Raw genomic sequence first — 26,794 nt, forward strand, 5'->3', positions numbered from 1 at the left:
ATTCACCAGCCTCCCCATCCGAAGGGGCGCAGCATCGCCTCAATCCAGATCACCCCGAAATGGGCAAACAGATACCACAGCGACAGGCGAAAGAACTTCTTCTCGATCTTGTAACCATCCGCCTGCGCGACGGTCTCATCCCGTCGCCAGATATCAAATGCGCCCTTGAGGAACAGGAGGTTCAAAACGACGGCAACCGCCAGGTAGAGAGGCCCGCCGATCGCGGTAAAACCAGTCCCCACAGCCAGAATTGCGAGCAGCATAGTGTAGATAATGATGTGAATACGGGTTGTGCGACGTCCGTGTGTGACAGTGAGCATCGGCACTTCGGCATCGTTATAATCGGTCTTCATGAACAGCGCGAGGGCCCAGAAATGCGGCGGCGTCCACATGAAGATCAGCGCGAACATCAACCAGGCTTCAATCGAGAAACTGCCCGTGGCGATGACCCAGCCGATGACGGGCGGAAACGCCCCTGCGGCACCGCCAATGACGATGTTTTGCGGCGTCAGGCGTTTGAGCCACATGGAATAAATCACCGCGTAGAAGAAGATGGTGAAGGCCAGAAGGCCCGCCGCCAGAAGATTCGCGGCAAGGCCGAGCATCATGACGGAGAGGCCCGAGAGCGCCAGCCCGAGAGACAGGGCCTCCCCCGCGGGGACACGGCCGTCGGGGATGGGGCGCTTGGCCGTGCGCGTCATCACAGCGTCGATATCCGCGTCCCACCACATATTCAACGCGCCCGACGCGCCCGCGCCGATGGCAACAAAGAGGATCGAGGCAAAGCCGATAACAGGATGCACCGAAACCGGCGCGGCCAGCAGGCCAACCAAGGCGGTAAAAACCACCAAGGACATCACGCGCGGTTTCATCAAGGCGAAGTAATCGCCCAATTGCGTGTCATACTCCCCGGCGGGGCTGGTGTAGCTTACATCAGTCATTCAAGCGCCTTGATCTGGGTGTCGCGCGTAAGGTGGCCTAAAGCCCACCCTACGGCGTTCATCTGGAAGCGATTACGCGTGTTTGGGGAATACCGGCATATTCTTCCTTGGCGTCTGCCAACCAAGCCGCATAGGCCTCCTCAGACACGACCTTTACCGTGATCGGCATATAGGTGTGGTTCAGCCCGCAAAGTTCAGAACATTGCCCGAAGTAAATGCCTTCCTGTTCGGCTTTGAACCACAGCTCCGCCAAACGGCCCGGCACCGCGTCCTGCTTTACGCCAAAGGCCGGGATCGTCCAGGCGTGGATGACATCGCCCCCCGTGACCTGCATGACGATGGTCTTGTTCACAGGCACCACAACGGATGTATCTGTTGCCAGCAGAAATTCCGCCTCGGAATAGCCCGCCTCTTCAAGCTGCGCGATCACCTCGGGCGTTTTCATGTTCGTTCCGCCTGTGGCCGGGGCACCGATCATGTAGCTGGAGAATTCGAACCCATCGTCCACGTATTCATAATCCCAATACCATTGGTATCCGGTGACCTTGATCGTGATATCCGCCTCGGGGATCTCTTGTTGCTTGAACAGGATCGGCAGGGAAAACGCCCCGATGAAAACCAAAATAACAATCGGCACGATGGTCCAGGCGATCTCAACCGGCGTGTGATGCGTAAAGCTGGCCGCCGTCGGGTTGCGCTTGGCATTATAGCGATAGGCGACCCAGAGAATCAGGCCCGTCACAAAAATCGTGATCACCGTGATGATGACCAAAATCATCCCATCAAGCCATTGCAGATCTTCCGCCAATTCGGTCACTGCGGGCTGGAATCCCATCTTGCCATCCACCGGGCGCCCGATGATTTCAAGGCCGTCTTGGGCCTGCGCGGCGGTTGCCGCAAACCCGGCCATGAGGCCAGAAAGAGTGAATAAACGTTTCATGTGATCGTCCTGATCTTGGGATCAAAATTGCGCACGCGGGAAATGGGAGAGTCTGCGCACTGTCCCTATCCGTTGTAATCTGCTCCCTTACAATCATATTCTGAACACGAGATAAAGAGTTGAGCTTGCGTCATTGAGACGCGATGGGCATTTTTGCCCGATCTTTTTAGGATATTGCCATGACCGATGCGCCTTTCACCCCTTTTGATGATGCCCTGGATCGCGATGCGGCACTTGCCGTGTTGCGAGAGGCTACGCGGGGGGCGGATGATGGAGAGCTGTTCTTTGAGCGGCGCCGATCCGAGTCGCTGATGTTTGACGATGGTCGCCTCAAGACCGCCAATTACGATGCGGCCCAGGGGTTTGGTCTGCGCGCGGTCTGCGGCGAGGTCGCGGGATACGCCCATTCCACGGAAATTTCGGAAGCCGCGCTGCGCCGGGCCTGCGAAACCGCGCGGCTGGCCGTGGGCGCGGGCGGTGGAACATTGGCGGATGCGCCTAACCGTACCAACGCAAAGCTTTATACCGACGAGGACCCCATTGCCGGGGCGGCCTTCCCGGTCAAGGTCGACACGCTGCGCGAAATGGATGCCTTTGCGCGGGGGCTGGACGCCCGTGTTGTGCAGGTTTCCGCAAGCATCGCCGCCAGCCTTCAGGAAATCGAAATCCTGCGCACCGACGGGCAATCGCTGCGCGATATCCGCCCGATGACACGGGTGAATGTGTCGGTGATTGTCGAGGAAAACGGACGCCGCGAATCCGGCTCTGCGGGGGGCGGCGGTCGTGTGGGGCTGGATGGGCTGCTTGATCCGGCGGATTGGCAGGCCAAAACCCGCGAGGCCCTGCGGGTGGCTTGGGTGAACCTGAAGGCGGTTCCGGCCCCTGCGGGTGTGATGGATGTGGTGCTTGGCCCCGGCTGGCCGGGAATCCTGCTGCATGAGGCGATCGGGCACGGTCTGGAGGGGGATTTCAACCGCAAGGGCTCCTCCGCCTTTGCCGGGCTGATGGGCCAGCGGATCGCCAGCAAGGGCGTGACGGTTCTGGATGACGGCACCATCCCGGACCGGCGCGGCTCCATCAGCATTGATGATGAAGGCACGCCTTCGGCCAAAAACACGCTGATCGAAGACGGAATTCTGGTCGGCTATATGCAGGATCGCCAGAACGCCCGCCTCATGGGTGTCGCGCCAACGGGCAATGGACGCCGTGAAAGCTATGCCCATGCGCCGATGCCGCGGATGACGAATACCTATATGATGGGCGGGGACAGCGATCCGCAGGACATCGTCGCGGATCTGAAGGATGGCATTTATGCCGTGGGGTTCGGCGGTGGCCAGGTCGATATTACCAATGGCAAGTTCGTGTTCAGTTGCACCGAAGCCTACCGCGTGGAGAACGGCAAGATCGGCGCGCCGGTCAAGGGTGCTACCTTGATCGGGGATGGCGCGACCGCCTTGCAGAAGATCCGGGGCATTGGCAATGACATGGCGCTGGACCCCGGCATGGGCAATTGCGGCAAGGCGGGACAATGGGTGCCGGTTGGTGTCGGGCAGCCAACATTGATGATCGGGGGGCTGACCGTCGGCGGGTCGGCGGCTTAATGAAAACCATTCCCCATAAATAGCGATCTTATCTTAGAGGTTTTATTCATGGGTTGTTAACCAAGTCAGTTTAAACCTGATTCTGCAACGGACGGAGCCCAGGATGACTGACAAGGACCACAATCCTTCTTCCACTCACCCCCCACTCCCACCCACCTCGGAAGATGAACAGTTCTCCCGGCTCCGTCTGTTGCGATCTCGCCGGGTTGGCATAACGACGTATAAACGACTGCTGACTGAACACGGCACTGCGCAGAACGCGCTGGCCGCGCTACCTGAGGTAGCGCGCGCCGCCGGCGTTCAAAAATACGAAATTTGTCCCGAAGCCGTCGTGCAAAGCGAATTGAACGCAGCGCGTGCAGCGGGTGCCAAACTGATCATGCAGGGGACTGCGGCCTACCCCGACATACTTGCCGAACTGGAAGACGCCCCGCCCTTTCTGTGGGTCATCGGCGATGCGCGGGCCCTGATGCGTCCGATGATCTCGCTTGTCGGCGCGCGCAACGCCTCCTCCTTGGGGACGCGTATGAGCAAGGCGCTGGCGCGCGATCTGGGGGCTGCGGGCTATGTGGTGGTTTCCGGTCTGGCACGCGGTGTCGATGCAGCCGCCCATCTCGCCGCCCTGCCCACCGGGACGGTTGCCGTTCAGGCGGGTGGCGTTGATGTCATATATCCGACCGAAAACACCCAATTGGCGTTGGATATTGCGCAATCCGGTTTGCGCCTTTCCGAACAACCCATGGGCCTGAAACCCATGGCGCGACATTTTCCGACACGCAATCGCATCATATCAGGGTTGAGCCGCGCAACGATTGTCGTTGAGGCCGCTGCCAAGTCAGGCAGCCTCATCACCGCGCGCGACGCCCTTGATCAGGGACGCGATGTTCTCGCCGTGCCAGGTAACCCCTTTGATGCCCGCGCATCCGGGTGCAACCAGTTGATCCGCGAGGGGGCGACGCTGATACGCTCGGCCGCTGATGTCATTGAGGCGCTGACCCCTCTGCATGGGGAGGCCGCACAAATACCGCGCCCCCCGCGCCCTGAGACACCGCCGCCACGTGACACCACCAAGCAGCGCGCGCTGTATGACGTTGCCGCGTTGCATCGCCAAATCCTGTCGCGCCTGAGCCCTTCGCCCATCGCCGAGGATCAGTTGATCCGGGATCTGGCGGTGACTGCGGCGGATGCCGCACCGATCTTGCTTGATCTGGAAATGGACGGTCAGATCACACGTCGATCCGGCGGCCTGTTATCGCGTGCATGATCTGAAACGCGCTCGTAGTATTTTTTGACGCATTCACATTGCCCGAAAACCTGCCCCTGCATCCTCTCTTTTGAAAATGACATCGCAAGCGGCGCGCAGAGGGGACAAAGCCACATTGCATACCGATGAGCGAACGGTTTTCAAGGCGCAACGAGGTCAAGCGCATTGACAAATCGACTTGAACACCACATCTGCCAAAGCCATAGAGGCAGAATAATTCTACCTAGAGGTACTCCAGTATATGCCAGTTGTCGTCGTCGAATCCCCCGCAAAAGCCAAGACCATCAATGCCTATTTAGGTAAGGATTACGTGGTGTTGGCCTCTTACGGGCATGTACGCGACCTGCCTCCCAAGGATGGTTCCGTCGATACCGAGCAGGATTTTGACATGCTCTGGGAAGTCGCCAGCGACAGCAAAAAACACGTCAAGGCAATCGCAGATGCGCTCAAAGATGACAACGCGCTGATCCTTGCGACGGACCCGGATCGCGAAGGCGAGGCGATCAGCTGGCACCTCCAAGAGGCGCTCACCAAACGCAAATCGATCAAGAAAGACACGCCCGTCAGCCGGGTGGTCTTCAACCAGATCACCAAAAAAGCCGTGACCGAGGCGATGGCGAACCCGCGACAGGTCGATATGCCGCTGGTGGAGGCTTATCTTGCGCGTCGTGCGCTGGATTACCTCGTGGGTTTCAAACTCTCGCCCGTGCTCTGGCGTAAATTGCCCGGTGCCAAATCCGCCGGGCGTGTGCAATCGGTGACGCTGCGGTTGATCGTCGAGCGCGAGATGGAAATCGAGGCCTTCCGCAACCGCGAATATTGGACCGTCAAAGCGATGCTCGCGACTCCGCGCGGGCAGGAATTTGAGGCGCGCCTGACCCTTCTGGCCGGCAAGAAGCTCGATAAGTTCGATATTGAAAACCAGACGCAGGCCGAAATGGCCGTGCAGGCTATCACATCGCGCGACCTCAAGGTCAAAACCGTCGAGGCGAAACCGGCCAATCGCAACCCATCGGCCCCCTTCATGACATCGACCCTGCAACAGGAAGCCAGCCGCAAATTCGGCATGGGCGCGCGCCAGACCATGAGCACGGCACAGCGGCTTTATGAAGCGGGTTACATCACCTACATGCGGACCGATGGCATCGACATGGCCCCCGAAGCCGTGCAGGAAGCGCGCGCTGCAATCGCAACGCTTTATGGCAAGGAATACGTGCCCTCCGGCCCGCGCATCTATAAAAACAAGGCCAAAAACGCCCAAGAAGCGCATGAATGTATCCGACCCACGGAGATGTTGACCAAGGCGGAGGATTTGAAAACCTCCGATGCGGACCAGCGCAAGCTCTATGATCTGATCTGGAAACGCACGCTGGCCTGCCAGATGGAAGCCGCGCGCATGGAGCGTACCACGGTTGATGTCGGCAGCGCAGACGGTCAGGTTGCCCTGCGCGCCACCGGCCAGGTGGTGTTGTTTGACGGGTTCCTGCGCGTCTATGAGGAAGGGCGCGACGATGTCGTGGATGAGGATGACAAGCGCCTGCCCCAGGTTGATGAGGGTGACGCGATGGACAAGAAATCCGTCACCCCCGAGCAGCATTTCACCCAGCCCCCGCCGCGTTACACCGAAGCGACATTGGTAAAAAAGATGGAGGAACTCGGCATTGGGCGCCCTTCCACCTATGCCTCCATCGTCACCACGATTCAGGATCGCGAATATGTCCGCAAGGATAAAAACCGCCTGATCCCGGAGGACAAAGGGCGTCTGGTCACGGCCTTTCTGGAGAATTATTTTAGCAAATACGTCGGCTATGATTTCACCGCCGATCTCGAAGGGCAGCTGGATGATGTCAGCGCGGGGGATGCGGATTACAAAGAAGTGCTGCGCCGGTTCTGGCGCGATTTTTCTGCTGCCATCGCCGAAACCGCCGATCTGCGCATCACCGAGGTGCTCGAGAAAATCAACGAGGTTCTGGAACCGCATCTGTTTCCGCCCAATGAAGAAGGCACCGACCCGCGGCTGTGTCCCAATTGCGGCGCGGGCCGGCTTTCGATGCGCACGGCGCGCTCGGGTGGGGCGTTTATTGGCTGCTCAAACTACCCCGAATGCCGCTACACCCGTGCCTTTGGTCCCCCCGGTGAGGAGGATGACAGCGGCATCCCGCCCGAAGGCAAGCTTCTGGGCGAAGACGCTGACGACAAGATCTATGCCTTCAAAGGCCGGTTTGGGCCTTATGTGCAGCGCGGCGAAGTGACCGAGGACAACAAGAAACCGCCACGCCAGTCGATCCCCAAAGACTGGCCACCCGAAGACGTGGATTTACCAAAGGCGCTCAAACTGCTGTCCTTACCGCGCGAAATTGGAGCCCACCCTGAGGATGGCGTGATGGTCTGGTCCAATATCGGGCGCTATGGCCCCTATCTCAAACATGCGGCCAGCACCTCTGAGCGCGGTGGAACCAACGCCAATCTGGAGAGCATCGACGAAGTTTTCACGGTGGGTATGAACCGTGCAGTGCAGTTGCTGGCCGAAAAGGTCGCAAGCCGCGGCGGTCGCGGAGGCGCCGCGAAAACACTGCGTGACGTCGGCGAGCATCCCGATCAAGGCGGCCCGATCAGCATTATGGAAGGCAAATACGGCCCCTACATAAAGTGGGAAAAGGTCAATGCGACGCTTCCAAAGGGCACCGAGCCGGAGGATGTGACATTGGAAGCCGCCGTCCTGTTGATCGAAGAAAAAGCCGGAAAGAAGGGCAAAGGACGCCGGAAGGCCCCTGCAAAGAAAAAAGCGGCGGCCAAAAAAGCCTGAGGCAGGCCGCTAATTTGCAAGATAATGCAGATTTCAAGGTTTGATGCGCGAAACAATTGACCGCACATATGCCCACATTGTATCCTCGATTGTATGCGGAAGTGTGCAGCAATTGACGTTGTCTGGCGGCTTTTGTTAGGAGGACGTTTGGTCGCCAGCCAAGCGAAGGAAGCACAATGAGCAAGATCTATTCCACGGCGTCTTTGGCCCTTGAGGGGGTGCTGGAGCCCGATATGATCCACCTGCCGGGCATCTACGTGCACCGCATCGTGCAGGGCACCCACGAAAAACGCATCGAACAACGTACCACCCGAGCGCGCGCCCCTGCGGCGGCGTACGCGGCCTAGAAGAGGGCTGTCACCCATGGCGGATACACTTCAAAAGCTGATCCTGGAAGATACGTCATTTGACGGATTCAGCCGGACACAGGTGCCGATGGTGGTCAGCAACCCGCATCTGGAGGATAACCCTCTGATCTATGCCAACCACGCATTTACGGTTCAAACCGGCTATGCCCGCCGTGCGGTGATCGGGCGGAATTGCCGGTTTCTGCAAGGTGAAGACACCGATATTACGGCGGTAAACCGGCTGCGCGAAGCCGTAAGCCGCCAGGAAAGCGTTTCTGTGGATATCTTGAACTACCGCGCCAATGGTGAGGCCTTCATGAACAGGTTGTTGGTCGCCCCCATCATGGATCGTGCTGGCGCATTGAAATACTTCGTCGGCATTCAAAAAGAGCTGACCTCCGGCAAATCGGACATGGCCAGCGATCGCGTTCAAAGCCAGCTTTCGCAGGTTCAGGACCGTGTCGAGACCGACATGTCCTTGATCATCGGCATGGTGCGTCGTAAATCAAGCGAGGTCTCGGTGCCTTCCGAATATGCGGCTTTGACGCGACGCATCGAAACCTTTCAACTGCTCTATGAAGAAATGAAGCTCTCGGATGGGCATTCCAATCGGGACAGTATTCACTTGGGCAGCTACCTGTCACGGCTCTGCTGCGCAATCGGGCATGTCTACGGGCGCTCCGGCGTGCGCCTCACATTGCAGCTTGAACCCATTGACGTGCCGATTGAAACCGCATCGCGGGTTGGTATGGTCACCTCAGAGGTGCTGACCAACGCCTTCCAGCATGCTTTCGAGCGGCTCGAAACCGGGCTGGTCGAAGTGCGCATGTCCCAATTGAGCGGGGGCGGGTTTCGCATCATGATATCGGATGATGGCCTGGGGCTTCCCGGTGCAATGGCATGGCCTGATCCGGCAACTGTTGGCGGGCAAATCATATCCGGGCTGATCGAAGGGTTGGAGGGGACGTTGCACCTCAGACGGGGGGCTGCGGGCAGTATTGTGACGATTGACGTTCCGGCCGGCGCCTCCCTGAGGTATTGAACCGGTGGCGCAGCACCGCCAGCCAGATCATTTCATACCTGCAAAGACGCACCCATCGCTGATCAATTCAGGCGGCGTCAGACACAGACCACGCGCGACCTGAAACGCGGCCAGCACTTTGGGGACATAATCACGCGTTTCCGCAAAAGGTGGAACACCGGCATGGTTGCGCAAATTCCCCTCCCCCGCATTATATCCCGCCAGAACCAAAACCGGATCACCGGCAAATTCCGCCATCAGCCAATCGAGATATTTCACACCCCCGGCAATATTCTGATCCACACTCAGGCTGTCTTGCACTCCGAAACGTGCGGCGGTATCGGGCATCAGTTGCATCAACCCTTGCGCGCCTGCTGTACTGACCGCATCGGGCGCGCCGGAGGATTCCACCGCGATTACGGCCAGAACCAAGGCCGGGGACACGGCAGTGCCAATGGTGGATTTAAGGATCTGCGTCCCGTGGCGCGATACGATGATTTGCAGGCTCTGAAGGCGCGGGGCCGCGATACTGCCTGATCCCGCGATCACCGCCATGACCTCTTGGAGCCGACCGGGGCCTGTGTCAAAAATTGAAGGCGACACGCGCTCCCAGAACCATCCATATCGCCCGATTGCACCCGGTGGCACCCCCGGCGCTTGCGCGCCTGGCACAATCACCGGTGCCAGATCCGGCACGGCCAGCGCGGCTTTCTGGGCATCGGGATCAATCTGGACCAGATTGCGCTTTTGGCCCGCCAGCGGCACGCCAATGCGTTTTGCCTCAAACGTGGCAAAGGGCTGGGGCGCTTCGGCACGGGCCGAAAACGCCAAGGCAACCGTCAAAACGGTTGTCAAAACTGCACGCATGATCACTGCTCTTTATTGGGTCTTTTGCGTTTCTTGTGAGGATTCATCGCAGAAACCACGCCCTCGCACCAGAAAATCCGCTCCCAAAACGCGGTAATTTGGTCACATTCTTCGAGCTCTGCGAAAAAAATCCGGCGTGGGAGAAATAATTTCAACTATAAATCATAGGCTTGTGCATTTTAGATAAAGCTTAAGACGGTAACGATGAAATCAGCCATTGCTGCCTAAATCATGCCGCAATCGCTTGGCTATATGGCTCAACACCAAGCCGCACGGACAGCCCAAGGCAACCGTCCGCAACATGGCAAGGTGAGCAAATGAAAACTGAGTGATCCTTTGGAGGGACAGACCATGATGAAATTTATCAAGACTTTTCGTGCCGACGAAGACGGTGCCGTAACCGTTGACTGGGTCGTTCTGACGGCCGCCGTTGTGGGGCTGGCAATCGCTGCCTACACATCCATCGAACAGGGTGCGACCGATCTGACCGCCGATACATCCGATTATCTGGGTACAACACTCGGCGGCAACATTGGCAGCATCGGCGCACCCGAAGCCGCCGAATAGGCGACGCACCAGCCATGACAGGGTCAGGGGCCGCGTTCTGAGTGCAGGGCGCGGCCTTTTTTCATCCCCATCACTTTTTCAAAGGAGCCGATCATGGCCCGATTTTTGAAACATTTTCACCACAGCGAAGATGGCGCGGTTACTGTTGACTGGGTGGTTCTGACGGCCGCCGTCGTGGGCCTGGCGATTGCCGCCTATACATCCATCGAAGAGGGCGCGACCGCCCTGACCGAGGCCACCGAAATCTTTCTCGAAAACCAGACCCCCGGTGATGTGGGCGCACAGGTAGAGTAATGTCGAACGGCTAAGGGCACCAATTCGCTCGAAAAAGCCCAACCCTGGCAGGGTGGCGGGCAAGCCCTATCGAGCACCGTCAAGCGGACACCATCGGTCCGGGCAGATTGCGCGCAGGGCCTGGCTCATTGCGGCCCCTAGCCGTCTGCAAACTTCCCTCGGTTCACGGATCACCCATACCAACGGGTTGCAGAGACAGGCCAAAAAGGTCTGCGCAAAGCCACCCCGTCACCCCGGAAATGCCACAATCTGATGATCATGATCGCCAACCCCGGCCAATGTGCCAGGTGTCCAAGTCAGAGGTTCAGATTATGCGTATGGTATTCGGATTGGTATTGCTTGCCGGCGTCGCGCTTGCCGGCAGTGCGGTGTTTATGGCAAAAAATTACATCGGTGCCTATCAGGCTGAACTCGCCCGTGCGCAGCAGAACCAGCAAGCGGTTGTGCCGATGCAAACCGTCTATGTCGCGGCGCGGCCCTTGCTTTATGGCGAGGTTCTCAAAGAAAGCGACGTGCGACCCGTGACCTGGCCGATTGATGCCATTCCGCAGGGCACTTTCAACGACATGGCCGCAATGTTCCCGCAAGGCGAGGAAGATGTGCGCCTGATCGTGCGCGCCATGGAGAAGGATGAGGCGATCATGGCCGTCAAGGTGACGGAGCCCGGCGAGGATATCGGGCTGACCACGCGCCTTGAAAAAGGCATGCGCGCCTTTGCGATCCGGGTCGATGTGGCCAGCGGCGTTTCGGGCTTTTTGCGTCCGGGCGACCGGGTCGATATTTACTGGACCGGGCGGATCACCATGGGGCCGGATAACGGCGATGTCACCAAATTGATCGAGGATTCCGTGCGTCTGATCGCAGTCGATCAGAACGATGCGCAGACCAGCGGCACAAGAATTGCGCGCACGGTCACGGTCGCGGTAAAGCCCGAACAGGTCGCCGCCCTCGCGCAAGCGCAATCCACGGGCAATCTGTCCCTCTCCCTCGTCGGCGCGGGGGATGAGACGCAGTTGGCGGAAATCCAGGTGGATCAGATGTCTTTGCTTGGGTTAAGCGCGCAGGCGCCCGCCCCCACCCTTGAGCCCGCGCGCGAATGCAGCATCCGAACCCGGCGCGGGGCCGAGGTGGTCTTGATGCCGATCCCCTGCACAAACTGAAACAAAACCAACGCGCTAGCGCGGCTTTCCCAGGCCCGAAACCGCCCGAGATAGAAACCATACGCGCGCGGTTTTTACATTAATTCGACCGAACAACCCTTTGATTCTTGCAAAAAAGGCAAATCTGTAGCAAGATTCACCCTATGCGGGCAAAAAGACCTGCAACAGAGGCGTGATCACAAAGGGCAGGTCACATGAAAATTGACGGTTTTGTAAGAGCAGCCCTGCTAGGGCTGTCAATGGGCGTATTGCCTGTGGGGCTGATGGCCCCCGTGAATGCGCAGGCCGATACCCTGCGCGTTGTCACCAAAGGGACCGGCAAGACGCTGGCCGTGCCGATGAACCGCGCGGTGGTGGTGGAGAGCGAAATCCCCTTTGCCGAGTTGAGCATCGCCAATCCGGGCATTGCGGATATCTCGTCGCTGTCGGATCGCACGATCTATGTGCTTGGGAAGACGCCGGGCATGACGACGCTGACGCTGCTGGACGCTGCGGGGCAGTTGATCACCAACGTCGAGGTGCGCGTCGCCCCTGATGTGACCGAATTCAAGGAACGTCTGGGACAAATCCTACCCGGTGAGCGGGTCGAAGTGCGCACGGCCAATGACGGCATCGTCCTGTCGGGCACTGTCTCGAGCAGTCAGAAACTGCAAAAGGCGCTGGATCTGGCGCAACGCTACGCCCCGGACCGTGTGTCCAACCTGATGAGCGTGGGTGGCGTGCAGCAAGTCATGCTGAAGGTCCGTTTCGCCGAGATGAACCGCACGGTTTCCAAATCGCTCAGCTCCTCTTTGGCTTTGGGCAGCCGCAGCAATCAGGGCGGCAGCGGGACGACGAACACTGTTGGTGGTGTGCTGAATTCGCTGGCGGGCAATATTCCCGCAGCCAATGAAAACGCCGGTGCTGTGCTTTTTGGCTTCAACGTCGGCTCCACGCAGGTCGGCCTTTTGATCGAGGCGCTGGAACGCAAGGGCGCGGTGCGCACCCTGGCCGAACCGAATTTGGTCGCCCTCTCCGGGCAGGAGGCCAATTTTCTCGCCGGGGGCGAATACCCGGTGCCGGTGGCGCAGGATAACGACACCATCAGCGTCGAATTCAAACCCTTTGGCGTGGAACTCAATTTCGTCCCGCGCGTGGTGGATAGCGATCTGATCAACCTGCAACTGTCTGCCGCGGTCTCCGCGATTGATCCCTCCAACGGTGTATCGCTGGGCAATGGGTTCGAGTTGGACGCCTTTTCGCGCCGTGAAACCTCCACGACCGTTGAAATGCGCGACGGCGAGAGCTTTGCGATTGCGGGGCTTTTGCAGGATGATTTCACCGATCAATCATCACAATTGCCCTGGATCGGAGATGTGCCCATTCTGGGGGCGCTGTTTCGCAGCGCAGATTATCAGCGCAGCCAGACGGAGCTTGTGATCATCATCACCGCGCATCTGGTATCGCCCACAAGGGGACAGGCACTGGCGCTGCCCACGGATCGCATCAAGCCTCCCACGGAAAAGGATTTTTTCCTGATGGGGCGCACGGTCAGCAATGTCAGCGCGCCGCAAAGTGGGGCTGCCCGTGAGGTCGCAAAACAGGATTTCAGCGGCTCTTATGGCTATGTGATGGAGTAAGAAAATGCATCACCGAACATATCGGAACGCCCCCATCCTGGGCCTTGGGGTTGCATTGAGCGTTTTAAGCGCTTGCGGCGAGGCGGGCGGCTCTTTTTACCGCGAGGCCGGTGCCCAGCTTGATGCTGATGAATTCGGCAAAGCAAGTTTGCAAAATATGATCGCCCAGACCTGCACCACTGCCGGTTCCGGGGTCGGCAAGGCCGGCGCTGCCCCGGCCGATCCAATCGTTGCGCTTGACCCGGTGAGTACAAGCTCAAACCCTGTTTACCGGGTATATTGCGATGGTCGTCTTGATGGCAAATACGCGCAAGTCATTTACGCCGAATATATCGAAAGCGCCACGCAAAAGACTATCACGGATGACGTTGAGGCGGAGTGAACCCGCTCTCTCCTGCCCTCCAAACCGTGCAATAAAACTCTCACGTTCCAGCAATTGCGCGGATTAAGCCCTATTCTCGCCCCAGTTCCATGCCATCCCTGACCCCAAAGGACTATTCTGTTCGGACGCAATGCCGCAGAAGACATGTCCCAGAGAGGTCACGGCGGGTCTGAGGACAAATGCTCTGATGTGACCTTTCGCAGTTGAAAGGTGAAGATGATGAGAGCGATGCCACAGCCCAAACCTGCGCCGATCCTCGCCTGTACCATCAGCCGGGACGTTCAGAACTTCGATCTGCTGATTGAGGAAATGGAATTGGCGCTTGGAGAAAGCTGGGGCGATCTGGGATTTAGCGAAGCGCTTGCCTATATCGCTCAGCCCGAAGCGCAGGCGCTTCAGTTCATCGTGCTGGCTATTGATGGAATGGATGAGGGCGATCTCGAACTTATCCTGCAATTGCTGGAGCAGGGAAAATCCCAAGGTCTAAAGGTCATTTTGATCACGCAGGAGGTGGAGCCGACAGCGCTGCATGTGCTGCTGGCCAAGGGTGTTGACGCCTTCCTTCCCTACCCGCTGGAGGACGATCAGCTGCGCCAGGCCATTGAGCGTGTGCACACAACCCATCTGCCACAGGCCCCGGTCGATACCGCGCCGCGCTTGAAGCAAAGCGATCCAAAAGAAGGTGCCGTGATCGCCGTACACGGGCTGGCGGGCGGTACCGGGGCCACGACCCTTTGCGTCAACCTCGCCTGGGAATTGGCCAATGCCGGGTCTGGGCGCAGAAAGGAGGATGGCCCAAGTGTCTGTCTGCTCGATCTGGACCTGCAATATGGTGCGGTGGCGACCTGCCTTGATTTGCCGCGCCGCGAGGGCGTCTATGACATGCTCTCGGACACCGAGGCCATGGATGATGAAATATTCGCGCAATCCCTGCAAACCTATGACGACCGCCTGCAAGTTCTGACCGCGCCCGCAGAGATGTTGCCGCTCGATCTGATGTCATCACAGGATTTGCAACGCATCCTCAGCATGGCACGCAAACATTTCGATTATGTGGTCGTCGACATGCCCTCGACCTTGGTGGGCTGGTCCGAAGCGGTGCTGCATGAAGCGCATGTCTATCTGGCCACGCTGGAGCTTGATATGCGCAGCGCCCAGAACGCCTTGCGTTTCAAACGCGCGCTGCAAGCCGAAGACCTGCCCGCAGAGAAACTGCGCTATGTCATGAACCGCGCGCCCAAATTCACCGATCTGAGCGGCAAGAGCCGCCTCAAGCGTATGGCCGAGGGGCTGGATATCTCCATCGACCTGCTGATGCCGGACGGCGGCAAGCCGATCACCCAAGGGGCCGATCACGGTCTGCCTTTGGCGCAATCGGCTCCGAAAAATCCTCTGCGCCGCGAAATTCTCAAACTCGCCCAGTCCCTGCATGAGCTCAACAGCTCCAGTGCAGAGGCCGCCTGAGCCCCTCAAGGAAAACGCCCATGTTCTCGAAATACCGGAAATCACCGGCGGCCCCGGTGCCCCCCCCGGAACCGGCAACGCCGGCACCCGCACGCGTCACGCGCAAACTGCCCCAACAGGCGCAGGCCCTGCCGATGGACAAGGAGCGCAAACGCAAGGAACGCATGGGGGAGATCAAGCTGGATCTGCACCGCGTATTGCTGGACAGTCTGAACCTGGCTGCACTTGAGCATGCTTCCGAGCAGGACCTGCGTCAGGAAATCAGCGCCATCGCCAGCGAGTTCCTGGAGGAGCGTAGCATCGTGCTCAACCGCGAGGATCGGCAGGTTCTGACCTCAGAGCTTTATGATGAGGTGACAGGGCTCGGGCCGCTGGAAACCCTGCTCAAGGATGATACGGTCAACGATATTCTGGTCAACGGCCCGCAGCAGATTTTCGTGGAGCGCGACGGCAAGCTCGAGCTCAGCGAAGTCACCTTCAAGGATGAACGCCACCTGCTGCGCATCATTGACAAGATCGTATCCGCCGTCGGGCGGCGCGTGGATGAGAGCAACCCCTATGTCGATGCGCGCCTCAAGGACGGTTCACGCTTCAACGCGATGGTGCCACCCGTCGCCGTGGATGGCTCGCTCGTTTCGATCCGAAAGTTCAAAAAAGACAAGCTGGGCATCGATGATCTGGTGCAATTCGGAGCCTTAACCGAAGAAATGGCCGCTTATCTGCAAGCCGCCGTCGCCACGCGCCTAAACATCATCGTCTCGGGCGGAACCGGTTCGGGCAAGACGACCACGCTCAACGCGCTCTCCTCCTTTATCGACAATAACGAACGGATTCTGACCATCGAGGACACGGCGGAACTCCAACTGCAACAGGCGCATGTGGGACGCATGGAAAGCCGCCCGCCCAATGTCGAGGGGCGCGGCGAAGTCTCCCCCCGCGATTGTCTGCGCAACGCGCTGCGGATGCGACCCGACCGCATCATCGTGGGCGAAACCCGCGGCGAAGAGGTCATCGACATGTTGCAGGCGATGAACACCGGCCATGACGGCTCGATGACCACGATCCACGCCAATTCCGCGCGCGACGGGATCAGCCGTCTTGAGAATATGATCGCCATGGCTGGCATCGAAATGCCCCTCAAGGCCGTGCGCAGCCAGATTTCAAGCGCGGTGAACCTGATCGTGCAGGCCTCCCGGCTTCAGGATGGCTCGCGCCGCATGACTTCAATCACCGAAATCACCGGCATGGAGGGTGAAGTGATCTCCATGCAGGAAATCTTCCGCTATCAACGCACAGGGCTGACCCCGGAGAACAAGATCATCGGCCATTTCACCGCAACCGGCGTGCGCTCGGCCTATGCCGAACGGTTCCGGATGTGGGGCTATGATCTGCCCGCCGCCATCTATGAACCCAGCGCGGGAGGGTAAGGGGATGCGATATATGCCACCTTTTCGATCGTTAGGGTTTGGTTTTTCTATGTCCTACCGCTTCGCTACTTGAGGACCGTAATAACGTCCTACCGCTTCGCTACTTGAGGACGACTATGTCCTACCGCTTCGCTACTTGAGGACTAACACATGAGCGTCGAACCCATCATCTACGGACTGATCTTCCTCGGCGTTCTGGCGCTGGTGGAGGGGCTGTACCTCGTTACCTTCGGCAAATCCATCAGTCTCAACAGCCGGGTTAACCGTCGCCTCGACATGCTCGACAAAGGCACGGGCCGCGAAGAGGTGCTCGAAAAGCTGCGCAAGGAAATGCAGCAGCACATGAAATCCCGCACCATCCCGCTCTACTCCCTGCTCGGCGAGAAGGCACAAAAAGCCGCCATCGCCTTCACCCCGCGTCAGCTTGTCATGATCATGGGCCTGCTCGCGGTTGTGGCCTTTGTGGGCCTCAGTATCGCGACCCAAACCGAGGTCGGTGTGCGTGCTTTGATGTCGGTCGGCATCGGTATCGGCGCGGTCTATTTCTGGGTCTCGACCAAGGCCAACAAACGCATGTCCATGATCGAAGAGCAACTTCCCGATGCGGTCGAACTCATGGTGCGCTCGCTCCGGGTCGGGCATCCCTTCGCCTCCGCCGTACAGATCGTCGCCAAGGACGTGCAAGACCCGCTCGGCACCGAATTCGGCATGATCGCGGATGAATCCGCCTATGGGCGTGACGTTGGTGATGCGCTCAAGGAAATGGCCGAACGTCTGGACATGCAGGATCTGCGCTTTCTTGCCGTGGCCGTCACGATTCAGCAAACCTCCGGCGGTAACCTCGCTGAAATCCTCGCGGGTCTCGCCAAGGTCATCCGCGCGCGCTTCCGCCTGTTTCGCCGCGTCAAGGCGATTACTGCGGAGGCCAAATGGTCGGGTAAATTCCTCTCCGCCTTCCCGGTCGTGGCGCTGATCGTGATCAATGTGGGCGATCCGACCTATTACGACGAGGTGCGCGATCATGCGCTGTTCATCCCGGCCTGTTTCGCAGTGGGCATCCTGCTCGCGCTGAACCTGCTGGTCATGCGCATTCTGACCGACATCAAGGTGTGAGGAGATACGCCCGTGGACATGATAAGCACGCTGAATACGTTGATTGTGGATGCGCTGGGGCCTCTGGGGCCGATGATCCTGCTGGGGACGGCGGGGCTTTTGATGATCGCGCTGACCGTGGTGTTGATGCTGAACCAGCCCGAAGACCCCATGGCCAAACTGAAACGCACCGCCCATGCGCCCAGCCCCGACAAGCCCGCGCAACACCGCCTGCGCCAGGGCGAGCGCAACGAGCAATTGCAGAAATTCGCCAGCTTTCTGGAACCTCAGGACGTGGCGGAGCTCAGCAAGAAACAACTGCAACTGCGCCAGGCAGGCTATCAAAGCCAGGATTCAGTGCGGTTTTTCTACTTTGCGCAATTCGCCCTGGCGATATTGGGATTGCTGGCCGCTTTCCTCTATCTGATCGTGATGGACGGCGGGGCGGGTTTCAGCAGCACCAAGATGATGATCTATTTCATCGTGCCCTGTTTTTGTGGCTATTACCTGCCCACCTATTGGATCACGCGCCGCATCGAGATGCGCAAGGAAGAGATCACCCAGGGCTTTCCCGACAGTCTGGATATGATGCTGGTCTGTGTGGAGGCTGGCCAATCGCTCGATCAAAGTATCGTGCGCGTCGCGGGGGAATTGCATGCCTCCTACCCCGCGCTGGCGCAAGAGTTCAACGTCGTCGCCTATGAGATGAAGGCGGGCAAGGATAAATCCACCGTGCTCAAGGACATGGGCGAGCGCTGCGGCGTGGCGGATGTGTCCTCCTTCGTGACCGTACTGATCCAATCGGCCAGCTTCGGGACATCCATCGCGGAGGCGCTGCGGGTCTATGCCGCCGAAATGCGCGACAAACGCGTGATGCGCGCAGAGGAGGCGGCAAATAAGTTGCCAACCAAGATGACGCTCGCCACAATGATGCTGACAGTGCCGCCGCTGTTGATCATCCTGATCGGCCCGTCGGCACATGGCATCACGCAATTGGGCAGCATGGGCGGGCCGTAATGATCAACTGGCATCCGCGCGCGACATGGCCATATCTGCTGGTGGCTTTCGCGCTGGCAGCCTGTGGCCCCGCTGCTTTTGATACGGATGTGCTGAAACAAGGTCCGCTGGATGCCCCCGGTGTTGATCCCGACGCGGCGGCTGTGGACGGGGTCGAGGTCGGGCATCGCCTGATTGCGGCGGGGGAATATGAGCTTGCGATCAAGGCGTTCAACCGCGCCGCGCTGGATCGCGGTGCCCTCGATGCGGAAATCCTCGCGGGGCTGGGAAGTGCCAATCTGGGGTTGGGACGTTTGGGACAGGCCGAAACGCTGCTGCGGCGCGCCATTACCTTAGACGACGCGCGGCCCGAGGATTGGAATAACCTCGGGGTTGTGCTGATGGAAACCGGCAAGACCACTGAAGCCGCACAAGTTTTCCGCCGCGCCTTCGCGCTCGACAATGGCGAAAGTGTCGCAATTCGCGATAACTTGCGCTTGGCACTCGCAAAAACTGAAAATTCTGCTACCGTTCAAGTTGAGGCCGACGGTTACAAGTTGGTCCGGCGCGGCGACAGCGACTTTCTGATACGCCAGAGCCCGTAAATTGAGGTTAGAGCAGTAAAAAGGACGCAAAAATGCGCCACCCTATTCTTTTGTCCGCCTGCCTGGCAGGGGTTGTTCTCGTGGCTGGCTGCGCGCAGAAACAGGATGACACGGTTGATCGCGCCTTTCAGGACATCAATGTGGTCGATGAATCCAACCTCAGCGATGTGATGCTGACGGTGGCCGACCCCAATGAGGCCGCAAATTATTTCAGCCGCACCGCCAAGGAAAAACCGGATCGCATCGATTTGCAACGCGGACTGGCCTATTCCCTGATCCGTGCGAAACGCTTCTCCGAAGCCGTGCCGGCCTGGGAGCGTGTGACCGAGATGGACGACGCGCTGCCAGAGGACCGCGTGGCATTGGCCGATGCGTTGATCCGCACCGGCGATTGGGCCGAGGCCGAAAAGACCCTCGATAAATTGCCCCCCACGCATGAGACCTTCAACCGCTACCGCATTGAGGCCATGCTGGCGGATAGCAATGAGGAATGGACCAAATCCGACAGCTTTTATGAAATTGCCACGGGGCTGACGACCAAACCCTCAGGTGTGCTGAACAATTGGGGCTATTCGAAACTGTCGCGCGGGGATTACAAGGAAGCCGAGCGGCTTTTTGGCGAGGCGATCCGGCAAGACCCGTCGCTCTTTACGGCCAAGAACAACCTCGTTCTGGCGCGCGGTGCGCAGCGCGATTACACCCTGCCCGTGATCCCGATGGATCAATCCGAACGCGCGCAGCTTTTGCACACCATGGCGCTTTCCGCGATCAAGCAGGGCGATGTCAGCATCGGTAAAGACCTGCTGCGCGAGGCCATCGAGACCCATCCGCAACATTTTGACGCCGCCGTGCGCGCCTTGAACGCGCTCGAAACCAAGACCTGAACCATGGCGATCACGGCACTGTCGGCGTGGTGGTTTTTGCCTTTCGTGCTGCCGATCTGCGCCTATGCCGCCTATACCGACCTCGCGCGCATGAAGATCACCAACAGGGCCGTGCTGGCGCTTGCCGGGGTGTTCATCGCGCTGGGGTGGGCGGTGCTGCCCAGTTTGGATGTCTACCTGTGGCGGCTGGCGCAGCTGGCGATCATGTTGGGGTTCGGTATCGTGCTCAATGCCGCCGGCACCATGGGGGCGGGGGATGCGAAATTCATCGCGGCCTCTGCCTCCTATATCGCGCTCGGGGATCTGCGACTGGTCATTGCCTTGCTGGCGGCAGCCCTTCTGGCGGCTGTGCTCACGCACCGCATCGCGCGCCATACCCCCCTGCGCAAACTGGCACCACATTGGCAAAGCTGGGAGCAGGGCAAGAAATTCCCGATGGGTTTCGCGCTTGGCATGACGCTTGCCCTTTATTTGATCCTCGGAGCCCTTAATGGTGCCTGAATTCCGCCATGTTCCCCCGCTAACGTGATCTCCGGATCGGCACCGCGCCGACAGGATTGACGCTTTCGGGGGACCCCAGATGAACATGCAAACGGCCACTGTCATGGCCCCGCCGCCGCCCCGCACCCTGGCGGAGATGAAGCTCTCCACGGTCATGATGCGCGACATTATCCTCAAAACCATGTTCCGCAAAAACGTCGATATGGTCAGCGATCTGAGCCGCGCCGTCTGCCTGCCCATTCTGGTAACGCAGGAATTGGTCGATATGGCCCGCGAGCAGCGCCTTTTGGAGGCCACCGGGACGCTCAACGCCAATAACGGCAATGAAATGGGGTACCAGCTGACCGAACAGGGCAAGGCGCGCACGCTCGACGCGCTGGCGCAGTCGGAATATTTCGGCGCGATGCCGGTCCCGCTGGAGGTCTACCGCGAACAGGTCAAACGCCAATCCGTGCGCAACATGCAAATCACCCGCGCACAACTAAGCGGTGCCATGGGGCATCTGATCCTGCCCGACAGCCTGTTGGGGCAACTGGGGCCGGCTGTTTCCGCAGGTCGCTCGATCTTGATGTATGGTCCGCCCGGCAACGGCAAATCCTCAATCTCCAATGGCATCCGCGACGCCTTGGGCGATCACGTCTATGTGCCGCGCGCCATCGAATATGCCGGTCAGGTGATCACCCTTTATGATCCGATCGTACATCGCCCCCTGCCCCTGGAGGAGGAGGATCCCACCTGCCTGCGCCGCGCAACCCGGTTTGATACACGCTACGTGAAATGCGAACGCCCGACGGTCATCACGGGTGGTGAATTGACGCTCAACATGCTCGATCTGGTCTATAATCCGACGGCGCGCACCTATCAGGCCCCGCTGCAATTAAAATCCACCGGGGGTATTTTCATCGTGGACGACCTTGGGCGGCAAGCCGAACCACCGCAATCCCTGGTCAACCGCTGGATCGTGCCGCTTGAGGAAAACAAGGACATTCTGGCTCTGCAATCAGGTGAAAAATTCGAAGTGCCGTTTGATACATTGGTGATTTTCTCCACCAACTTCCATCCCAATGAAATTTTCGATCAGGCCGCGCTGCGCCGGATTTTCTTCAAGATCAAGATCGACGGGCCGGATCAGGAGAACTTCCTGCGGATCTTTGCGATGGTGGCGCAAAAGCGCAATATGCCACTGGATGAGGCCGCGATGGCGCATCTGCTGGAGGTCAAATACCGCGAGATCGACCGTGTTTACGCAAATTACCAACCGATTTTCCTGATCGATCAGATGATTGCCATCTGCGACTTTGAGGGCATCCCGTATCAAATGACCCCCGATTTGATCGACCGGGCCTGGGATAATATGTTCGTGAAGGACGCGCAGATCGTGAAATAACGCGCAGAGCGGCACGCCTCTCTTGCGCATCGCTCAGGGTTGCGCATGACCTCCATGTTGCGCGCGCATATGAATAACTTCGACAAACGCGGCGTTCAAGACTGGTGCATCGACATCGCCACGCTACACTTGCCTCATGCGCGTGCTTCCCCAGAAATTCACAGATTGGTTTGCCTCCAAAGGCTGGCACATCCATCCGCATCAACGCGACATGCTGGATCGCGCCGAGGCCCCGGCCCTCCTGTTGATCGCGCCCACGGGCGGCGGCAAGACGCTCGCCGGATTCCTGCCCACGCTGGTCGATCTGGCACAGGTGCCGCATGATGGTTTGCACACGCTTTATATTTCGCCGCTCAAGGCGCTGGCCGCCGATATCCGCCGCAATCTCACGACGCCCGTTACCGAAATGGGCCTTGATATCCGCATCGAGGACCGCACCGGCGACACCCCTGCCAGCCGCAAGAAACGCCAGCGCGCCGATCCACCCCATATCCTGCTGACCACGCCGGAAAGCCTTGCGCTACTGACCTCCTATGAAGACGCGCCGCGCATGTTCAAGGGGTTGAAACGCGTGGTGGTCGATGAAATCCACGCATTGGCGGAATCCAAACGCGGGGATCAATTGATGCTGGCGCTGGGGCGGTTGCAACGGCTCTGCCCCGATCTGCGGCGCGTCGGGCTGTCCGCAACGGTGGAAGACCCCGCTGCCATCGCGCAACACCTCGCACGTCACCCCGACCCTTGCGAAATCCTCATGGCCGACCCCGGACCGGCACCCGATATTTCCATGCTCACGACGGAACAGCCCCCACCCTGGGCCGGGGGCAACGCCGCCTACGCGATCCCCGCCGTGCTGGAGGAGGTACGTAAACACAACACCACGCTGATCTTTCATAACACCCGCGCGCAGGCGGAGATCTTCTTTCACAACCTTTGGTTGGCCAATGAGGACAGTTTGCCCATCGGCATTCACCACGGCTCGCTCGACCGCCAGCAACGCGAACGCGTCGAAGCGGCGATGGTGCGCGGGGAATTACGCGCGATTGTTTGTACCGGGAGCCTCGATCTGGGCATTGATTGGGGCGATGTCGATCTGGTGATCCAGATCGGTGCGCCCAAGAACGTCAAGCGGCTGGTGCAACGGATCGGGCGGGCCAATCACCGCTATAACGCGCCCTCCAAGGCGCTGCTGGTCCCGGCGAACCGCTTTGAGGTGGTGGAATGTGTTGCCGCGCTGGACGCCGTGCGCGACGGCGCGCTGGATGGTGAGCCGCGCGGGTCCGGGCCGCGCGATGTGCTGTGCCAACACATCCTGATCACCGCCTGTGCCGGTCCGTTTGATGCGGATGCGCTGTTTGCGGAAATCACAACCGTCGGGGCCTATGCGGGGCTGTCGCGCGCTGAATTTGACGACTGCCTTACGTTTTGCGCAACCGGGGGATATGCTCTGCGCGCCTATGATCAATGGCAACGCCTGCAACAACGCGGCGATGGTGCCTGGCATCTGCGCGATCCGCGCGCCGCGCAGAAAATCCGTATGAACATCGGCACGATCCAGGATACCGATACGCTCAAGGTCCGCCTCAGACGAAATCGTGGCGGCAAACCGCTGGGTGAAGTCGAAGAGGGGTTTGCGGCCACGCTCACGCCCGGCGATACGTTTCTGATCGGCGGGCAGATCGTGAAATACGAGGGCCTGCGCGAAATGACCGTCGAAGTGAGCCGCCATGCGGCCAAAAAGCCCAAGGTCGCGACCTTCATGGGCACGAAATTTGCCACCTCCACCGTGCTCAGCGCCCGCGTGGTGGAGATGTTCCAACAGGAAGATTGGCCCGCCCTGCCCGCGCATACCGCCGACTGGCTGGCCCTGCAACGCCGCGTCAGCCAACTGCCCAAACCGGGCCGCTTGCTGATCGAGAGCTTCCCCCACGACGGGCGCGAACAGACGGTGATCTATGGGTTTGCCGGGCGTAATGGGCAGCAGACATTAGGGCTGTTGTTGACCAAGCGGATGGAGGAAATCGGGCTCAACCCGCTGGGGTTTGTCGCCACCGATTATGCCACGTTGATCTGGGGTCTGGATGCCGTGCAAGACCCGGCGCCGCTCTTTGATCTCGCCGCCCTAAAGGACGGGCTGGACACCTGGCTGGCCGGAAATGCGGTGATGAAACGTACCTTTCGCGCCAGCGCCACGATTGCCGGGCTCATCCAGCGCAACAGCCCTTCGGCGCGCAAATCCGGCCGGCAGGCGACGTTCAGTTCGGATATTCTGTATGACACGCTGCAAAAATACGATCCCGACCACCTGCTTTTGGATATCACCCGCGAAGAGGCGATGCGGGGCCTCGTTGATTTTGGACGGATCAAAGAGATGGCACAGCGTATCGGCGGGCGGATTGATCACCTCAAGCTGTCGCGTGTGACACCGCTTGCCGCACCGATGTTGCTGGAAATGGGCCGGGTGCCGGTCAAGGGAGCCGCCGAAGAAAAGCTGCTCGCGCAGGAAGCCGCAAGCCTGATGGAACAATCCGGCCTTGCCGAGATCACGCCAGCCGCCGCCCCGCACTGGCGCGCCGGTTCTTGAGCGGCTTGCGCGCGCGTGCGAATTACGCGATGAACAAATCATGAACTCTTTTGATTTTTCTTTCGCGACAACCGCGCTGAAGGCCCTCGGCTCCGGTGCTTTATGGTGGCCCGCGCAAAGCCTCCTATGCGTGTCCGATCTGCATCTGGGTAAATCGGAGCGGGTTGCGCGGCGCAGCGGGCAATCCCTGCCCCCCTATGAGACCCGCGAAACCCTATCGCGATTGGCGAGCGATCTCGACGCCACGCAGGCGCGGACGGTAATTTGTCTCGGTGACAGCTTTGATGATCTGAGCGCCGCCGCCGCCCTGCCCGAAGCCGAACGGTTATGGATTGCGCAGCTTCAGGCGGGGCGGCGATGGATCTGGATCGAAGGCAACCATGATCCGGGACCTATCGAATTTGGCGGCACACATCTGGAACACCTTACCCTAGACGCGCTGACCTTTCGCCACATCGCAAGTGCGGAGGCGCGCGGTGAAGTCTCGGGCCATTATCACCCCAAGGCGCATGTCCAGACGCGCGGACGGCGTATTTCCCGGCCTGCATTTTTATGCGATGACCGGCGGCTGATCCTGCCCGCTTATGGCATCTATACCGGCGGGCTGCGCAGCGACAGCGCCGTATTACAAAAGTTGATGGGCCCAAAAGCCCTTGCCATCCTGACCGGTCCCATGCCCACATGTGTGCCGATGCCACGTTAGGAATTGAAAATGGACGCTGCCAACCGCAACCGGATCGAGGCGAGCTTTGCCGCCCAGAATATGATGCAGACCTTCGGGGCCAGCCTAAGCCATGTCGCGCAAGGCGAGGTGGTGATCACCGCCCCGATCCTGGAAGGCGCGCTCCAGCAACAGGGGTTTGGTCACGCGGGGCTGACGTTTTCCATCGGCGACAGTGCGGCGGGTTATGCAGCGCTGAGCACCCTGCCGCTGGAGCACGAAGTCGTCACCGCTGAGATCAAGATCAACCTGCTGGCCCCCGCACGCGGGGAGTTGTTGCGCGCCACCGGCCGGGTCGTCAAACCCGGCAAGCGGTTGATCATTGTGACCGCCGAAGTACACGCCATCGCGCAGGGCGTCGAAACGCTGATCGCGCTTCTGCAAGGCACGATGGTGCCGGTACCGGCGTAAACCTTACGCGGTCAGGCCTTCGGGTTCCGCCAAGCCATTCGCACGACAACAGGCCGTGACCGTATTGGCCAGCAAGCAGGCAATTGTCATCGGCCCGACACCGCCCGGCACCGGAGTGATGGCACCGGCAACCGCCGCGCAGCTGTCGTAATCCACATCGCCCACAAGGCGGGTCTTGCCCTCGCCGCGTTCCGGCGCATCCAGACGGTTGATGCCCACATCAATGACGGTCGCGCCCGGTTTGATCCAATCACCAGGCACCATTTCGGGGCGACCGACAGCGGCGACCACGATATCCGCACGGCGCACCACATCCGCCAGATCCTTGGTCCGGCTATGGGCGATCGTGACCGTGCAGCTATCCCCCAGCAACAATTGCGCCATGGGTTTGCCGACGATATTGGAGCGCCCGATCACCACCGCATCCATGCCCGACAGCGATCCGTGATAATCGCGCAGCATCATCAAACAGCCGAGCGGCGTGCAAGGGACCATGCTCTTCTGCCCCGTGCCCAACAAGCCGACGTTGGAAATGTGAAACCCATCCACATCCTTGGCCGGATCAATCGAGTTGATCACGAGGTCCTCGTCCAGATGTTTGGGCAGCGGCAATTGCACCAGAATGCCGTGGATGTCGGGATCATTGTTCAATTGGTCGATCACCGCCAGAAGGTCCGGCTCGGAGGTATCAACTTCGAGCTTGTGCTCCACAGATTTCATGCCCACTTCGGTGGTCTGCTTGCCCTTGGAGCGCACATAGACCTGGCTTGCCGGGTCTTCCCCGACCAGAACCACCGCCAGCCCCGGCGTAATCCCGTGATCCTGTTTAAGGCGGCTCACATGCTCTGCGACCTGGGTGCGGACTGTGGCGGCGAAGGCTTTTCCGTCAATGATTTTGGCTGACATCTGATAT

Annotated in this window: 24 protein-coding genes and 1 pseudogene; 21 read left to right on the top strand and 4 right to left on the bottom strand. The window is 59.5% G+C overall.

The genetic code is table 11. The features are described from left to right. Window positions 1-2: 2 nt before the first annotated feature. Together cyoE and coxB are read right to left on the bottom strand one after the other, a co-directional pair. Window positions 3-941 (bottom strand): heme o synthase, encoded by a 939-nt coding sequence (cyoE, locus tag ROLI_RS12665; RefSeq protein WP_187429962.1) that lies wholly within the window; start codon window positions 939-941, stop codon window positions 3-5. A 58-nt stretch (window positions 942-999) separates the two neighbouring features. Next, window positions 1,000-1,881, bottom strand: a complete 882-nt coding sequence (coxB, locus tag ROLI_RS12670) for a cytochrome c oxidase subunit II (protein ID WP_187429963.1) — start codon at window positions 1,879-1,881, stop codon at window positions 1,000-1,002. A 179-nt stretch (window positions 1,882-2,060) separates the two neighbouring features. On the opposite strand from coxB, the gene tldD reads away from it, so the two are divergent. From tldD to ROLI_RS12695, 5 genes and pseudogenes are all read left to right on the top strand, one after another. Beyond that, window positions 2,061-3,482 carry a metalloprotease TldD gene (tldD, locus tag ROLI_RS12675; RefSeq protein WP_187429964.1) on the top strand — a complete coding sequence of 474 codons (1,422 nt, stop codon included), beginning with the start codon at window positions 2,061-2,063 and terminating at the stop codon, window positions 3,480-3,482. Between the two features lie 103 nt (window positions 3,483-3,585). Then, window positions 3,586-4,746, top strand: a complete 1,161-nt coding sequence (gene dprA, locus ROLI_RS12680) for a DNA-processing protein DprA (protein ID WP_187429965.1) — start codon at window positions 3,586-3,588, stop codon at window positions 4,744-4,746. Window positions 4,747-4,987: 241 nt separating this feature from the next. Beyond that, complete coding sequence (topA, locus tag ROLI_RS12685; RefSeq protein WP_187429966.1) at window positions 4,988-7,552, top strand: type I DNA topoisomerase; 2,565 nt, start codon at window positions 4,988-4,990, stop codon at window positions 7,550-7,552. A 215-nt stretch (window positions 7,553-7,767) separates the two neighbouring features. Beyond that, a pseudogene (locus ROLI_RS12690) lies at window positions 7,768-7,899 on the top strand (succinyl-CoA--3-ketoacid-CoA transferase); the annotation flags it as partial. A gap of 16 nt (window positions 7,900-7,915) precedes the next feature. Beyond that, on the top strand, window positions 7,916-8,941 hold the full coding sequence (locus ROLI_RS12695; protein ID WP_187429967.1) for a PAS domain-containing protein: 1,026 nt from the start codon (window positions 7,916-7,918) through the stop codon (window positions 8,939-8,941). A 27-nt stretch (window positions 8,942-8,968) separates the two neighbouring features. Here the strand turns inward: ROLI_RS12695 and ROLI_RS12700 are convergent, their stop codons facing one another. Beyond that, window positions 8,969-9,787 (bottom strand): lytic transglycosylase domain-containing protein, encoded by an 819-nt coding sequence (locus ROLI_RS12700; RefSeq protein ID WP_187429968.1) that lies wholly within the window; start codon window positions 9,785-9,787, stop codon window positions 8,969-8,971. Between the two features lie 351 nt (window positions 9,788-10,138). Here ROLI_RS12700 and ROLI_RS12705 point away from each other — a divergent pair, with 351 nt between their 5' ends. The 16 genes from ROLI_RS12705 (at window position 10,139) to ROLI_RS12780 (ending at window position 25,881) form a co-directional block, all read left to right on the top strand. Next, window positions 10,139-10,354, top strand: a complete 216-nt coding sequence (locus tag ROLI_RS12705) for a Flp family type IVb pilin (protein WP_187429969.1) — start codon at window positions 10,139-10,141, stop codon at window positions 10,352-10,354. 93 nt (window positions 10,355-10,447) lie between these two features. Further along, window positions 10,448-10,648 (top strand): Flp family type IVb pilin, encoded by a 201-nt coding sequence (locus ROLI_RS12710; RefSeq protein ID WP_187429970.1) that lies wholly within the window; start codon window positions 10,448-10,450, stop codon window positions 10,646-10,648. A 311-nt stretch (window positions 10,649-10,959) separates the two neighbouring features. Further along, complete coding sequence (cpaB, locus tag ROLI_RS12715; protein WP_187429971.1) at window positions 10,960-11,808, top strand: Flp pilus assembly protein CpaB; 849 nt, start codon at window positions 10,960-10,962, stop codon at window positions 11,806-11,808. A gap of 194 nt (window positions 11,809-12,002) precedes the next feature. After that, window positions 12,003-13,427 (top strand): type II and III secretion system protein family protein, encoded by a 1,425-nt coding sequence (locus tag ROLI_RS12720; protein ID WP_187429972.1) that lies wholly within the window; start codon window positions 12,003-12,005, stop codon window positions 13,425-13,427. Window positions 13,428-13,431: 4 nt separating this feature from the next. Then, a complete protein-coding gene (locus tag ROLI_RS12725; RefSeq protein ID WP_187429973.1) occupies window positions 13,432-13,809 on the top strand; it encodes a hypothetical protein in 378 nt (125 codons plus the stop codon). A gap of 216 nt (window positions 13,810-14,025) precedes the next feature. Then, entirely contained in the window at window positions 14,026-15,273 is a 1,248-nt protein-coding gene (locus tag ROLI_RS12730) for an AAA family ATPase (RefSeq protein ID WP_187430025.1), read from the top strand. 20 nt (window positions 15,274-15,293) lie between these two features. After that, on the top strand, window positions 15,294-16,700 hold the full coding sequence (locus tag ROLI_RS12735) for a CpaF family protein (protein WP_187429974.1): 1,407 nt from the start codon (window positions 15,294-15,296) through the stop codon (window positions 16,698-16,700). A 150-nt stretch (window positions 16,701-16,850) separates the two neighbouring features. Then, a complete protein-coding gene (locus ROLI_RS12740; protein WP_187429975.1) occupies window positions 16,851-17,813 on the top strand; it encodes a type II secretion system F family protein in 963 nt (320 codons plus the stop codon). An 18-nt stretch (window positions 17,814-17,831) separates the two neighbouring features. Continuing rightward, a complete protein-coding gene (locus ROLI_RS12745) occupies window positions 17,832-18,809 on the top strand; it encodes a type II secretion system F family protein (RefSeq protein WP_222869503.1) in 978 nt (325 codons plus the stop codon). Next, entirely contained in the window at window positions 18,809-19,393 is a 585-nt protein-coding gene (locus ROLI_RS12750; RefSeq protein WP_187429977.1) for a tetratricopeptide repeat protein, read from the top strand. The genes ROLI_RS12745 and ROLI_RS12750 overlap by 1 nt, the downstream gene beginning before the upstream one ends. 32 nt (window positions 19,394-19,425) lie before the next feature. Further along, window positions 19,426-20,277: a lipopolysaccharide assembly protein LapB gene (locus ROLI_RS12755; protein WP_187429978.1), complete on the top strand. Its 852-nt coding sequence runs from the start codon at window positions 19,426-19,428 to the stop codon at window positions 20,275-20,277. 3 nt (window positions 20,278-20,280) lie between these two features. Beyond that, complete coding sequence (locus ROLI_RS12760) at window positions 20,281-20,778, top strand: prepilin peptidase (protein ID WP_187429979.1); 498 nt, start codon at window positions 20,281-20,283, stop codon at window positions 20,776-20,778. Window positions 20,779-20,857: 79 nt separating this feature from the next. Further along, window positions 20,858-22,165, top strand: coding sequence for an ATPase (locus ROLI_RS12765; protein WP_187429980.1), 1,308 nt, complete (start codon window positions 20,858-20,860; stop codon window positions 22,163-22,165). Window positions 22,166-22,301: 136 nt separating this feature from the next. Further along, window positions 22,302-24,749: a ligase-associated DNA damage response DEXH box helicase gene (locus ROLI_RS12770; protein ID WP_187429981.1), complete on the top strand. Its 2,448-nt coding sequence runs from the start codon at window positions 22,302-22,304 to the stop codon at window positions 24,747-24,749. Between the two features lie 40 nt (window positions 24,750-24,789). Further along, on the top strand, window positions 24,790-25,452 hold the full coding sequence (gene pdeM, locus ROLI_RS12775; RefSeq protein WP_187429982.1) for a ligase-associated DNA damage response endonuclease PdeM: 663 nt from the start codon (window positions 24,790-24,792) through the stop codon (window positions 25,450-25,452). Window positions 25,453-25,461: 9 nt separating this feature from the next. Then, the gene (locus ROLI_RS12780; protein ID WP_187429983.1) at window positions 25,462-25,881 is read left to right on the top strand and encodes a PaaI family thioesterase; all 420 of its coding nucleotides are present in this window, start codon (window positions 25,462-25,464) and stop codon (window positions 25,879-25,881) included. Between the two features lie 3 nt (window positions 25,882-25,884). Here ROLI_RS12780 and folD read toward each other — a convergent pair whose 3' ends face one another. After that, the gene (gene folD, locus ROLI_RS12785) at window positions 25,885-26,787 is read right to left on the bottom strand and encodes a bifunctional methylenetetrahydrofolate dehydrogenase/methenyltetrahydrofolate cyclohydrolase FolD (protein ID WP_187429984.1); all 903 of its coding nucleotides are present in this window, start codon (window positions 26,785-26,787) and stop codon (window positions 25,885-25,887) included. Between the last annotated feature and the right edge of the window lie 7 nt (window positions 26,788-26,794).

Origin of the sequence: Roseobacter fucihabitans, from assembly GCF_014337925.2 — a bacterium.
Taxonomy (GTDB): domain Bacteria; phylum Pseudomonadota; class Alphaproteobacteria; order Rhodobacterales; family Rhodobacteraceae; genus Roseobacter; species Roseobacter fucihabitans.